Consider the following 12,952-nt stretch of genomic DNA (forward strand, 5'->3'; position numbering starts at 1 on the left):
CCCAAGGCGTGGCCCGTCGCCCGCAAACCGTCTGGCTGAAACCCGTATGATCGGGAAAATATTCTTCTCGCCAGACTTCTTCAGCAGCCTGTTAAAGGGCTTAGAGTTTGCGCAAGACAAGACACCGTTTGCTCTTTCTGCGGGAAAAAAAGAATGGCCCTTGATGTCGTAGAATGAAAAGAGGGGCGCTTGGCGCGCTCCAAATGGACTCCCGCCGCCAATATCGGTCCATGTGCAGCGATTGGCCGAGTAGACTGATAAATCCGGTAGCGTTGCGTTCTTCTGTTTTTTAAGCTCTCGACCGTCCGTCCGGAAATGAAGAACATAATCGTTGTTCCCATACCATTTCCGATAGGTTCCTCCCTTGGAGTAAGCAATCCAATTCATTTGATCTGACCGGAAACATGAAGTTTCCTGAAAAACAACCTCATGCCAGAGACGCAAGAACTTTTCATTATCTGCCGTTTGCATCCCAACTTTTGGCGACGCTATATCTCCAAAATTCTCCTCGCTGAGAAAGGATTTTATCTGCCCATCGGTTGCCCAGTAAGCTAAAGGGCTACCCGGTATCAATGCCAGTCCTTTGCTCGACACCCGATAGATTAGGTCAAGTTGGCTCGCCTCGCGCAGCCTTTTTGATTTTTCAGATTCATTTCGAGCTTCGACAAGACGAAGAAATTCACCTTTCCGTTTTAAGTCTCCGCCTGTTTTCCAAACGAAGGCAGTCGTGGAGACAACTGAACCTCCGATGGTATCAAATGCCCTTTCGCCAAGGTGCGCCATGCTTACGAATGAACCAGATCGAATGAAGTGGTCACGCAAGTCCGAAAATGACGATAAGAACATCCAGGACTGCATATTGATCATGGAGAGGTAAGAGCGACCCAAGGTCAACGCGGCGAACGCTTCCATGCAAACCGCAAAAAGATCTGCTTTCCCGGCGGGATAGTTTCGCTCAACGAACGATTTAAGGCGGTCGTTCATGCTTCGCTTACCCATATAGGGTGGGTTGGCCACCACCACATGATACTTCGGCGACAGCGACTCGGCCATGCGCAGCACGGCCACGACGCGCGCCTGCACCTCCTTCAGCAGCAGGTCGCCGCCAAAATCCCGCGCCTCCACCACCCGCAGCGTCTCTGCCGGGTCGCGCAGCTTCGGCACGATCAGCGAGCCGAAGTTCTTGGCCTGCTCGAACTGCCCCAGCGTCTCGCGCAGCTCATCGGTGAACAGGTCCTTGCCCACCACGGCGGCCACATCCCGGACATCCTCGGCGGTAAAGGCCACGTTCTGCAACACGCAGATGTCGGGCTTCGCCTCCATCCGCAAAAACCGCCGCCGCCCCAGCCGCGCCGCCGCCTTCATCGCCAGCGCAAAACCCGCCAGCGCGCCCGCGCGGTCGTCGATCTCCACCCCGGTCAAGTTGTGCGTCAGGATCAGCGCGGGGATCTCGGTCGCCTCATACCCCTCTTCCTCGTAGATCGCGTGGAGCAGGTCGAAGGCAAAGGTCAGCATGTGCCCCGACCCGCAGGCCGGATCGCAGACCTTGATTTCCTCCGGCTTGCCGATCTTCAGGAAATCCGTCTCGGGCTCTTCCGGCGCGATATAGTAGTCCATCCGCTCGGCCAGACGGCTATCGGGGCGGTTCAGCAGCCAGAGCCGCCCCAGCGAGTTCTCCACCAGGTAGCGGACGATCCAGTGCGGGGTGAAGAGCTGCGTCGCGGCGGGGATATTCTCGGCCGTGATCTTCTGGTTCTTCTTGAGGCCCGCGAAGACCTGATCCTTCTTCTCCGAGATGTAAAACTGGTAGAGCCAGCCGATGATCTCGACGTCCTGACAGGCGTCTTCGGTCATGACCTTGCGCAGTTCGGCGAGGATAGAGGATTGCGACAGCAGATCCTCGGGCATCAGCAGTTCGGAATAGTCGTCGATCTTCTCGAACAGGAACGGCATGTGCTTGTGCCAGCCGTTGCAGGCGTGGACGAGCAGGAGGCGGTAGGCCTCGGCCTGCGGGTCGTTCGACGGCGTGCGGTTTTCCAGCAGCGCGGCGATTTCGCCCGGCGCGCCCTCGGGGATGTTACCGGCCAGCGCCTCGGTCAGGATCTCGGGCCGGGTGGCGCCGTCGGCGGGGGAGACGACGCGCACCTGCGTATAGCCACCCGCATCCATGAAGCGCAGGGCGGTGAAGCGGTTGAACCACGTGTAAGCCACCTGTTCGATGATCTGCTTTCGACCGTCCTTCTTGATGGCGTTCTCGAGGTCCTTCACCGGCCGCAGATGCTCCCGCCGCGCGGGCGCCCCCTCGGCCAGCACGAGGTCGAGTTTGGCCGTGACCTGGTCGATCAGCAGGTTGCGGGCGGCTGCGGCGAATTTCTTGAGCGCGTTGGTGTCCATTCAGACGATCACTTTCTTGCCCGCGTGAATCTCGGCCAGCAGGGTCTTTTTCATTTCTTCGAGGTAGTCGGCGACGTCCGTGTCATCCGACAGGTAGGCCTTCGTGAAGGGTACCTTGATCTGCGAGGCATTGACGTAGGTCGGCGCCTGGGGGGCGTGCGCCGGCGGATCGTTCACGCCACGCTTCGGGGTGAAAGCGGGTTGCGGGGGACGCGCGAGGCGATCCACCTCGGCGATCATCTCGGTCAGCAGGCTGGTGCGCACATGGTTGGCCTTGTTCTGCAGCACGGGGATCAGAACAACCGTGTCGAGACCTGCCTTTTCGCGTTCGAGCCTGTTGGTGATGCGCGCCTGATTGTCTGCGTCCAGGCCGTTGAATTCGGGCATCTGTGTCACCTTGGCGGCGACCTCGTCCACCGCGGCGATGACTGCCTTGCGCTCCTCCAGAACCTTCAGCTCGACCTTGTTCTTCAGATCGTAGAGCGAGGTCTTGAGGTCCTGGATTGCGGTGCCCTTGTGGCACGAGGGATCGGCCAGCACATCGCGGATCCGCTGGCCCGCTTCAGGATCGACGTGATCGATATTGGCCTGTTGCCGGGCAAGGGTGTCGCGCGCCTCGTCATAGATGGCACGCTGCGCACCGCCCATGAACGATTTGACCTTGTCGAGGATGTCTTCCTTAGGGTTCAGCAGGTCATCCTCATGCCGCGGCGTATCGGTGATGAACCAGGTGGCGGGCTTGCTCTTCATGGACCGCAACTGGTCACGGAATGGCTCCAGCGCGGCGAGGAAGGGGTAGTCGCGGGCCTGACGGGTCAGGTCATCCACCTCTGCTTCCAGCTCGGCGAGGCTTTCGGCCCATTCCGCTCCGAGACTGCGGGCGTCGCCTCCCGATGCCGGTCTGGAGAAGAGTTCCTGGTAGAGTTCCTTCGACCGACGTATCTCGGCTGCCGAGAATTCCTGCTGCGGGGTCAGGAGGATGCTCGGCAAAGCGTGGGAGTTATTCAGGGCTTTCGCCAGATCAGGCCCTTCCGTCAGCGTGCCGTCGATGCGCGCTTCGATCTTGCCCTTGGCAGACAGGCTTCCCGCAAGGCAGAGAACCGCGACATTGGGCCAGCCATAGGGTTTCGTCGTGAACTTCTCGACCAGATACTTCACCGAGACTTTCACCCCGTTCCTGGCCTGACCATTGATGAAGCTCAGGACATCTTGTTCCGCCTCGCCGAGGCCCGTTCCATCTGCGCCGAACAGGCTGCTTTCGGGCTGGACGGATTTGTTGATGTCCGCCTCGGAATAGCTGACGCCACGCAGCATGGGCAGGTTCGTGTAGACCTTATCGACGAGGGTCTGGAACGCCTTGGCGATCCGGTCTTGAGCCTCCTCGCCCCCGATATCGAGCTCATCCCCGCGCACGAACAGGCGCGCCTCGCCCATGAGGCGGCGAAGGCGCATCTCGAGATCCTTGGCACGGCGGGCGTTCTGTTCTCCCTTCTCGGCAATGATCCGGTCACGCCCAGGTTGCGGCGACCCGGTCCGGGATTGGCGAATGAACTTGTCGGTCTGCTTGAAGAGGATCAGGTCACGGACGAAATTCGTGTCCGCCTTCAGGGCGACGGCCAGTTCCTCGCGGGACATCGTCTTCATCCGCACGGCCTCCGGGCTGTCGGCATCTTCACTGAAAGGCGACACGATGTTGATAGCCAGCTCATGTTCCCGGCCAAGCGTGTGATCGTCGAGTTTCCGGGTGAAGGCGTATTCATTATTCGTGGCTGCGTGTCTCAACCGGCGATGGCGCAGGATCGTATCGAACGCGAGGGTTTCAAGTTCCTTGGACAGTTCGGAGGGGTCGATTTCGAGCGCCTTGATCTCAGCCTCGACATCCTTTTCCTCGTCGGTGAGGAATTCGTAGACTTCACCGTTGCGCTGGATCAGCGTGTTGCGTTCGAGCAGGCTGAGCGCCTCTTCGATCTTGCGGCGTTGTGCGGTCTGATCCGCATCCAGTTCAGAGAGCAGCAGGATCGAGATGTTGCGGACCGATGGTTTGAACCCCTTCACGTACTTCACAAGGAACAAGGCCTTGAGCACACGAACGGCGAAGTCGTCAATATCCTGGATCTGGCGTTCGGCAAGGTGGATAGACTGCTGTACGTTCGATTTCAGGGCCGTTCGGATGCCTTCGAACATCAGATCGAACGTGGCGAGACCGCCGACCGGCCTGTCCATCAGCTTCTTGGACACCTCCTGGAACACGCCGAGCATGGAGCGTTCGCCGACCGAGCTGTGCTTGCCCTCAAAAGCGTTGTGCTGGGACAGCGACCGTATGGCCATTTGGAACAGGGTGAATTGATAGGGCGGGAACGGGTAGCTCGAGATGAAGTGTTCACGGTCTTTGTAATTCTTCAGCTTGATCGACCCGTCAGCAAAGTCGAACAATGTCTTGAGGTTGTTCTCTTCGCGGTCGTGCAGGTTGCCGAGGGTCACCCGCGCTTCGGGGGTCTTTGCGAGCAGGCGTTTCTGGATCACCTCGGCAACGTTCTGCGAGTCCAGCGGCATCCGGATCGAGAACCGGGCCATGATCTTCGAGAAGTCCCGGCTCTGGAAAACCCTGGTATCGCCGACGATGGACTCCATGTCCTGCTGGGAGGTCACGATGATCCAGGCCTGCCCCTTGCAGCGGCTATTCAGGGTTTCGGCGACAGTCTGCAGGTTGGTCATCAGCTTGACGTTGTCGGCAATATACTGACCGACCTCGTCGACAAAGAAATTCAGCCGGAACCCCCTGGGTTGCTCGTCGATCCAGGCTTTAACCGTGCTTGCGAAATCCTCGATCGAAACCCGCGTATCCTTGCGATACTGCGTTAGAATGTCCTTGACATCCGCTGGATCGCCCCCCGTCGCCGTCGCAAAGGCGGTTGCGATGTGACGCGCCTCGAGGAGCGCCTGTTCGCGGCCATGCTCCCAGGGTTTGTCGGATGCGTCCTGGAACGCCGCTCGGAAGGCTTCGAACTGTCCACGCCCATGCAGGTCACGCTCGAACTGCGCGATGTGCGGCTGCTTGCCATAGAAACCGCAGGACTCGTCGAACACCTTCTGAAACACGGACAACAAGGCATCGACATCCGTCTTCGAGATGACGTCGGCCTTCTGATCGATATTGAACAGGATGGATTTCGACGGAATAGAGACGGCCTTGCCCAGCGCGCCCTTCAACATCGGTTCGTCTTTCAGCTTCTCGGCGAAGATGTCACGAGCCGATGCGCCTCCGACCTCACGGTTCTCCAGCAGAAGAGCGAGCATTTTCAACAGATGCGATTTACCGGAACCGAAGAAACCCGAGATCCAAACCCCGTTCGACGTCTCGTAGTTGTTGTAGGCCTCGAGAAATTGTTCAAGCTTCTGACAGATCTCGCCGGTGATCACGTATTCGTCCAATTCGACGCGAAGACTTGCCTCGTCATCGGCCTTGATGACGCCGTCGATGGCACGGTCGACCGGCTTTTCGAAAATGTCTTTGAGCAACTGTGACATGGGGTCAGACCTCGTAATTCAGGATATTGAAGGCGCGGTAATACTTGTCGTCATGTAACTGGCCAAAAAGGTCCAGTGACGCGCCCGTTGCCAATGCATGCGTGTAGCTGCCAGGAAAAAACAGCACCGTCGGCGCCACTTTTGCGGTGCTTTGCAGGTTGTTCAGGACGTTGTGGGACCGAATGAACGGGTAGACCTCGCCGACTCCGGACAAGAATATCACATCATGCGGCTCCGCTTCGATGGCTTCACCGATCCGGGGAACAAGGTGGTTGGCCGGATCGAGCACGCCTTGCAGGACGTCTTTGATCTCGGATTTCTCGCTTTCGGCCTCGATTTCGAGGACCTGCTGAAGGATGCCTCGTTCGTCGAGGATTTCCAGAGCGATGTCATATAGGCTGAGGTCGAGCACGCGCACGCCGGAATGGCCGATGCGGGAGACGAGGTCCTTGCGGTCCTCGATCATGGTCAGGCCCTCCGAGGCCGGGAAAGGGCAGATGAAGAAGGGCACCTCATTTCCGAGGCCCTGCTTCGTCAGGAACCGCTCGCTGGTAATAACCCGGTGGAGATGCTCGGCGCGCTCCTTGCGGTTCAATTCAGTCTTCAAGGGTTACGCTCCACCAAGGGAATACCGGGAAAATACGCCAGCTCGGCGGGTTTATGTTCTTGTATTAGAGTTCTCAGCTGAGAGGACAGAATTGCGGCTTGAATACGATTGTCCTGCGAAAGAATTCCCGCTTCACGCATGATACGGAACAGGACTTGGCGAAGCTTGCTTCGTGTGGACATGCTGAGACTTGCAAGCCCCTCGTTCCACTCCGCCTTGTTCTCCAAGGCGATATCGAATGACGAACGCGGCAGGTCCATCTGGTAAGATAGATACCTCTCGCGAAGGACTTCTACGGCGAACTCCCCTACAAACCTATAAGCGCGGCAGGTCGCAATCCAAAGAAGGGCTTGTTGGTCCGTGCGATCGGCGCCTTCCAGCAGAAAATGGCGCTCGGTGTCCGTCAACACGCGGAGTCGGTTTGTGATTTCACGAAGGGACCGTCGGTTCGACGCTGATTTCGGCAGCACGGTCGCCCCTTTGACCAAGGCACGCCTGGCCGTGTCCTCCCAAGCTTCACCGTCGCGATGCAGGCGCGCCACTTCGACACTCTCCTGCGAGAATAGCCCGCCCGTAGTGAATGACATCCGATAAGCTGGCTGGGATGCACTCGTCATGGGGCTCTCCGGTCGAGAGCGCTCTGGATCTCTGACGCATTAGCGAGGACGATATGCTGATCTTGCGGACGGCGCAGTTCGGGATCCGTGTCGAGGCCGAGGCGCTTGAGGGTGTAGAACAGAAGGGACTTGCGAACGGGAATTTCGGCTGCGCCATCGGTCATGCCGTAATCCAGTTCGATCGCGCGTCGCTGGTTTTCGGAAAGACCGGGATGTGACGCGATTCGAAGTGTCACGGTTTCGGACCAGTCCTTGTCTGCACCTGTATCGATATCCGACACATCGCCCAGGGAGCTGGACAGGATACGCCCCAAAACGAAGTCCTTGAAAATGCCATCACGCAGACACCAGGCTCTCGCATGCCAGCGGAACCCGTCATGCGCCAGGCCATGCGGCGCGATCTCGCGTTTGGTCGGTTCTGACGATGACATCGACTGATAACTGACAGCGAGCCGACGGTGCTGCGTGCAGGCCAGAAGAACATTGCGCACGGTCGCTGGATTCAGGCCGCGCGCCGGGATCGTCGGGGCGAGAATGTCGGGGAGATCGACGACCCAGTCCGACTTCGGCACCGCAGCCCCCGTCGCAATAGCGGCGAGATCAGCGAGATACTCCGCGGGATCGATCGACAGGTAATGCGCCTCGAAGGCGTGCCCCATGACGTAAGTTCTGGCGCTCTTGTCGTAGTGGAGGTGATCCGGGTGGTCAGAAATATATCCATTCAGGTCCTTGGAGGCTTGGGCACGACTGATTTCCATGACGTCCATCAGATCGGCCAGCCCGATCGAGCCATGCCAATAAATGCGATGCTCGATGAAGGCGCGTCGATCGCGCTGCCAGCGCGTCATCTGGTGTGAGCCATGGGAATTCATACGCTACGAGTAGTCTGAAAATCTCGAACCGTCTACAAAAAAGAACCCTATTATCCACCAAAAGAAGGACGAACTTAGTGATCTTTCAGCCAGCTTGCCTCGTGACGGCCCCGATCGCGCCATCACGGAGACATTCCGTAACTTTAAGATCGAGCCATCTTCCGAGTTCCCCAAAGCAACCTGCCTGACCAAGGATCGCGAGGAGCTGGTCGCCTTCTACGACTTCCGGGGGCGACCACTGGTATCACCTGCGGACGGGAAACCCGATCGAGAGCGTCTTCGCCATCGTCCGGCACCGGACCGTGCGAACCAATGGGGCGCTGTCGCAGAAGACGGCGAAACTCATGGTCTTCAAGCTCGTTCATGTGTGGGAGACACGCCAAGGCGTTCTGTTAGTTGGCGGCCTCAGTGTTTTCGGGCACGGCGAGGCGAGATCTGCGCCGGCGTAGCGCGATCGAGCCGGCGATTGGTCACATGAAGACAGACGGCCGCCTGACGGAGATTCCCGGGATCGGGGCGCTGAACGCCACAGCGCTGGTCGCGGCGGTCGGTGATGCGGCCACGTTCTCGAAGGGACGGGATCTCGCGGCATGGCTGGGGCTCGTTCCTCGCCAGGCGACGACGGGCGGCAAACCAAAACTCCTTGGCATCACCAAAAGAGGAAGTCGGTATCTGAGAAAGATGCTGATCCAGGGCGCGCGCTCCGCCATGCCCATCCTGTCCAGACAAGACACAGCGACCGGCAGGTGGCTGCGCGCGCTGCTTGCCCGCGCGCACCAAAACGTCGCGGTCGTGGCGTTGGCCGCAAAGATGGCACGGATCGCGTGGGCTCTGCTTCATCACGGACGCAGTTTCGAGGCTGTTCGCTGACCGCGCGCTGAAAACACGGATCGGCACCCGGCGCGAACACCGCCCGGTGCCCCGAACTGCGAGTGGTGAGAGGAAGATGGCCTGACAGTCGACCGGTGTCTCGAAAACCTTCGGAGCAAAACGGCCCGACGAGGCCGGCCCATTTATGAGGATCGGGACGCGCGGATCTCCATCTTGGCAGCGGCCAACGAGCCGACATGCCGGATACGTTTGTGCAGACTGATCATGTTGCCACCCAATCGTCGCTTGCAACGGGGCGGGCCATACGTTTGTCTCCGGGATTCACAGCGCTCGCAAGTTCTTCGATGAAATCAGCCAGCGCGTTATCGCAGACAGCGTGAAGTATGATGTTGTAACAGACTATGCCAGGGTGATGGATCTGGTCGGTCGTGCGGTGCGATGAAACTGCGCTCGATCAACATCTTCCTTCTCGACGGTGACCCGAATGGCGTTCGGGTGTCTTCCTGCGAGAGCGCGGCGCACGGCTGGCACCGAATGCGACGTGGCAGACGAGATCGAGGGGATCAAGATCGCCGTCGATCTCTCGGCCGATCAGCTCGAAGTCTAAGCCCTCCTCGGCGAGTTCATCGATGATGACTGAACGTCCTCCCCTTGTCGCGCGAGCCGTCGTTCGAAAGAGAGCTCGGTCATCCCGGAAATGATGATGCCGGATCCGCCCAAATCCGCGTGGCTGCACGACAGTCGCGGCCAACACGAGCACCGAACGCTTGACTCGCAGGCTGCGTCAGGACAATTTTTCACCACGTGGTGGGCTACTTGGGGAACGTCCGCTGAATAAAAAAGCTCGATTATCAAAACCTGATGTTTGACTTTAAGCCGGAAAATTGTTTGTATTGAACGCCTTGGGCATAGCCCTTGGATGATATATGAAAAACCCTATATTTGGAGACGAGAGTGAGTTATGATGTCGTCATCGCGCCTGGTCGTGAGGCACATATCAGTAAGGTTCTTGAAGGTTTGAAACCAGATGAATCCCAGGGTGTCGACGAAGCGCTTGCTGATCTCGAAACAGTCGGGCACGCTTCGGATGAAGCGGCCGGAAACTGGCATTATGACGGAACCTCGCACGAGATCGGCGTCGTGCCAGCCCCGAACGCGCCACATGTTACGATCATCACATCCAGCCAGACGGGATCCCGTGAAATCCAGGTTCACGACATTCTCACCGCCGGGACCGATCATGCCCGCAAAGCGGCACCAGGCATATCCTCGAAATCTCTTGACCTCGGGCCCAATCGCCATTGGGAGGCAATACCATGAAAACGAACGCACGAAAACTTCTCAGGGAGATTCATCCCGATCTCGACAAGGCAAGCCCAAAGGAGACCGTGCGGCGGCAGCTGGCACGGCGACTGCGTGAGGCCCGCAAGGCACGCGGCCTGACCCAGGAAGAGGTGGCCAAGCGGTCGGGCATGGCCCAATCGCAGATCGCAACCCTGGAATCCCCAAAGGGCAACATGCCACGGGTCGACTCTCTTCAGCGTTACATGGCCGCCTGCGACATCCCGATTTATATCGGGTTTCCCGACCTGGATGATATCCTGCGTGAGGACATCGCGCATGACGACACTCCCGCGGACAAGAGCGGTGATCTTGATATCGGCGCGGAAGCCCGGCCCGGAGAGCCGGAGGCCGTATCGGCGGGCACCCCGCAACCGGGGGTTTCGATCTCCCGGATCCTCTCCGAAATCGAGGAGCTGCAACGACATGTTGCGCTTCTGCATGGCACGATGAGCCAGGATAAGACTGCCAATCAGTTCCGCTTCGAGGCCGAAGATTTTGTCCGACATCTGGATGAGGCCCGGAAATCACTGGCCGGTCTTGCCGGAAACCGGGCTCCCCTCGCAAAGCGGATACTTCAGGACTGGCAAGAAGACAGCCAAGGTGCGAGTGTCCATATCGGAGCAGCCAGGGTGGAGCTGATGGATATCGTCTCGATGAAGATCGTGGACAGTATATCAGTGACCAAAGCATCCAGCCCGGGAGCCAGCGATCTCATGGATCCAACATGGGCTGCCGGCATGCAAACCAATGGCAACACATGAAGACGTGCTAACTGATATTCTTCTGAATGGCGCCTCCTTTGTCGGGTTGCTCATGCTCTCGGTTCCCGTCTTCGTGCTCGACAGGCACAAGAAAAAGCTTCAAAAACTCAAGAACACCGCGCCTGACGGCTCCGGAGCCAAGCCGGTAAAAGGTGCGGAATCGGCTCAAACGCCAGGCAACCTGCCCGACAAACCAACCAGGGCCCGCGACCTGACGCACCCGGTCGCGGTTGAAAAACGCGAAAACGAGGTGAACGCCTGGAAACCGTGGCACAGGGCCTGCCTCTGGGCCGGCTACCTGTGCCTTCTGGGCGCAAGCCTTGTGCGCCTCGTAATGGCGCTTTCTGCCTGAGGGCAAGTTTTGATCGGGTTTTGATTGCGGCTGGAATGAGATCTGGCTGGGAATCATGAAACACAGGGAAATCAGCCTGTTGCAAACCTACCGGTCTGCCAGAATGGCTTGATCGGGTTTTGATCCAGGATTGTCGCACATGATACGGCGCGCAGCTCCCGGACTTTCTTTTCGCGTCGGCCAAGCTTAAACTTGACCCGAAAAGGATCACGAGAAGGCCGAGGCCACCATAGTGACGCCAAAAAGACAGATGTTACCCAACACGCGTTTTGGTGGGAGAGCGGCGATGAGCAGTGCGAAAATTTCATGGGAAGACGTCAAGCCGGTGCTGTCTGGCTTTTCTTCGACCCAACTGCTCGGGCTTGTGCAGGACCTCTATCGTTTGAATGCAGAGAACGCGTCGTTCATGCATGCCCGTTTCTTGAGTGATGATACAAAGCAGGGCCATCTTGCCCCTTACATGACAAGAATTCAGCGTGCCATCAGCCCAAAGCAGCCTTGGAAGCAAGATGTAAAACTGGCCGAAGGCCGAAAAGCCATCAGTGAGTTCAAGAAAGCCAATGGCAACATCCGCGATACGCTGACCCTCATGATCTACTACGTGAAATGCGGCAATGATTTCACACTTGAGTTCGGAGACATTGACGAGGGCTACTATGACAGCTTGTGTTCAATGTTCTCGAGTGTTGTCCAAACCCTTCTGAAACAGCAAGATCAGGAGCTTATTGCGGAATTCCTGCCTTCGCTTGAGGCAGAACTTCATCGCGTTTATGGTCACATTGGTTGGGGATATCCCGATGAGTTGTCAGATTACCTTGCTGACCTGAAGGATGCGTTTGAATAGCGGCTCAAGGCGGTGCGGAACACTTGATTTGCATTGGGAGAAAACTGCATCGACATGGACGGCCCTATCCAGTCATTCATGAAACTATCCCACCTCCGCGATGCGGCCCTCCAGAGCAGTCTTTCGCTGCGGCTGCAAAGAAAGTATTCGGACGAACTAACACACCGCGGACGGAATAGATATTCTCGAAAAACTTGGGCTAAAGCCAGCTGTAGCGATGTGAGCTTCGTGGCTTGAGAACCGCTTTCATGTCATCACGTTCTTCCGGCGACGCCGCTGCCAGGGTGGAGGGTGATATGACGTTCCTGTTCGACGGCGAGGGGCATAGCGATGTCACAATACTGCTCGCTCATGGCGCGGGCGCACCGATGGATTCGGACTTCATGGAACAGATCGCGGCCGAACTTGACGCGCGGGAGTGCCGGGTTGCACGCTTCGAATTTGACTACATGGCACAGCGGCGGCAAGGAGCCGCGCGTCGTCCACCACCGAAGATCGAAAAGCTCATGGATGAATACCGGAACGCAGTCGCTGCGCTCGGGCAGGTCGACACGTTGGTGATTGGCGGCAAGTCGATGGGCGGACGCGTGGCCAGCATGATCGCAGACGACATGCAGGCGGAAGGGAGGATCGCGGGGCTTCTTTGCCTGGGCTACCCGTTTCACCCGCCGAGCGCACCGGAACGCCTTCGGACAGGCCATCTCGCCCGTAACCGCCCGGTTACAACCGCGGGCCTTTTTCCTTGACGCGGTCGATGATTTGTTGGTCCGACACGAAGTCTTCGAGGAACCTGTTCCAGTCC

The 12,952-nt window shown here is 58.2% G+C and carries 11 protein-coding genes and 2 pseudogenes; 8 read left to right on the forward strand and 5 right to left on the reverse strand.

Going from position 1 to position 12,952, the window contains the following annotated elements:
• From pglX to V8324_RS19625, 5 genes are all read right to left on the reverse strand, one after another.
• On the reverse strand, positions 1-2,394 hold a 2,394-nt coding region (gene pglX, locus V8324_RS19605; protein ID WP_336421595.1), incomplete at its 3' end, for a BREX-1 system adenine-specific DNA-methyltransferase PglX.
• Positions 2,395-5,922, reverse strand: coding sequence for a BREX system P-loop protein BrxC (gene brxC / locus V8324_RS19610; protein WP_336421596.1), 3,528 nt, complete (start codon positions 5,920-5,922; stop codon positions 2,395-2,397).
• Positions 5,923-5,926: 4 nt separating this feature from the next.
• Entirely contained in the window at positions 5,927-6,529 is a 603-nt protein-coding gene (locus tag V8324_RS19615) for a DUF1788 domain-containing protein (RefSeq protein WP_336421597.1), read from the reverse strand.
• Positions 6,526-7,146 (reverse strand): DUF1819 family protein, encoded by a 621-nt coding sequence (locus V8324_RS19620; RefSeq protein WP_336421598.1) that lies wholly within the window; start codon positions 7,144-7,146, stop codon positions 6,526-6,528. The genes V8324_RS19615 and V8324_RS19620 overlap by 4 nt, the downstream gene beginning before the upstream one ends.
• Positions 7,143-7,994 carry a WYL domain-containing protein gene (locus V8324_RS19625; protein ID WP_336421599.1) on the reverse strand — a complete coding sequence of 284 codons (852 nt, stop codon included), beginning with the start codon at positions 7,992-7,994 and terminating at the stop codon, positions 7,143-7,145. Before V8324_RS19625 ends, V8324_RS19620 begins: the two co-directional genes overlap by 4 nt.
• 199 nt (positions 7,995-8,193) lie before the next feature.
• Between V8324_RS19625 and V8324_RS22510 the strand changes: the two are divergent.
• From V8324_RS22510 to V8324_RS19665, 8 genes and pseudogenes are all read left to right on the forward strand, one after another.
• Positions 8,194-8,380, forward strand: a pseudogene (locus tag V8324_RS22510) (IS256 family transposase); the annotation flags it as partial.
• A 127-nt stretch (positions 8,381-8,507) separates the two neighbouring features.
• Positions 8,508-8,888, forward strand: a pseudogene (locus V8324_RS19635) (transposase); the annotation flags it as partial.
• 445 nt (positions 8,889-9,333) lie between these two features.
• A complete protein-coding gene (locus tag V8324_RS19640; protein WP_336421600.1) occupies positions 9,334-9,456 on the forward strand; it encodes a hypothetical protein in 123 nt (40 codons plus the stop codon).
• Positions 9,457-9,803: 347 nt separating this feature from the next.
• Positions 9,804-10,169 (forward strand): hypothetical protein, encoded by a 366-nt coding sequence (locus V8324_RS19645; protein ID WP_336421601.1) that lies wholly within the window; start codon positions 9,804-9,806, stop codon positions 10,167-10,169.
• Complete coding sequence (locus V8324_RS19650; protein ID WP_336421602.1) at positions 10,166-10,954, forward strand: helix-turn-helix domain-containing protein; 789 nt, start codon at positions 10,166-10,168, stop codon at positions 10,952-10,954. Before V8324_RS19645 ends, V8324_RS19650 begins: the two co-directional genes overlap by 4 nt.
• A complete protein-coding gene (locus tag V8324_RS19655) occupies positions 10,941-11,306 on the forward strand; it encodes a hypothetical protein (RefSeq protein WP_336421603.1) in 366 nt (121 codons plus the stop codon). The genes V8324_RS19650 and V8324_RS19655 overlap by 14 nt, the downstream gene beginning before the upstream one ends.
• Positions 11,307-11,592: 286 nt before the next feature.
• Positions 11,593-12,150, forward strand: a complete 558-nt coding sequence (locus V8324_RS19660; protein WP_336421604.1) for a hypothetical protein — start codon at positions 11,593-11,595, stop codon at positions 12,148-12,150.
• A 296-nt stretch (positions 12,151-12,446) separates the two neighbouring features.
• Positions 12,447-12,896, forward strand: a complete 450-nt coding sequence (locus tag V8324_RS19665) for an alpha/beta fold hydrolase (RefSeq protein ID WP_336421605.1) — start codon at positions 12,447-12,449, stop codon at positions 12,894-12,896.
• Positions 12,897-12,952: the final 56 nt, after the last annotated feature.

Source organism: Roseovarius sp. D22-M7 (assembly GCF_037083785.1).
Lineage (GTDB): Bacteria > Pseudomonadota > Alphaproteobacteria > Rhodobacterales > Rhodobacteraceae > Roseovarius.

Coding starts and splice junctions, on each gene's coding strand:
- V8324_RS19625 (WP_336421599.1), bottom strand. CDS start 7,994: ATGACGCGCTGGCAGCGCGATCGACGCGCCTTCATCGAGCATCGCATT.
- V8324_RS19660 (WP_336421604.1), top strand. CDS start 11,593: ATGAGCAGTGCGAAAATTTCATGGGAAGACGTCAAGCCGGTGCTGTCT.
- brxC (WP_336421596.1), bottom strand. CDS start 5,922: ATGTCACAGTTGCTCAAAGACATTTTCGAAAAGCCGGTCGACCGTGCC.
- V8324_RS19620 (WP_336421598.1), bottom strand. CDS start 7,146: ATGACGAGTGCATCCCAGCCAGCTTATCGGATGTCATTCACTACGGGC.
- V8324_RS19640 (WP_336421600.1), top strand. CDS start 9,334: ATGGCGTTCGGGTGTCTTCCTGCGAGAGCGCGGCGCACGGCTGGCACC.
- V8324_RS19655 (WP_336421603.1), top strand. CDS start 10,941: ATGGCAACACATGAAGACGTGCTAACTGATATTCTTCTGAATGGCGCC.
- V8324_RS19665 (WP_336421605.1), top strand. CDS start 12,447: ATGACGTTCCTGTTCGACGGCGAGGGGCATAGCGATGTCACAATACTG.
- V8324_RS19650 (WP_336421602.1), top strand. CDS start 10,166: ATGAAAACGAACGCACGAAAACTTCTCAGGGAGATTCATCCCGATCTC.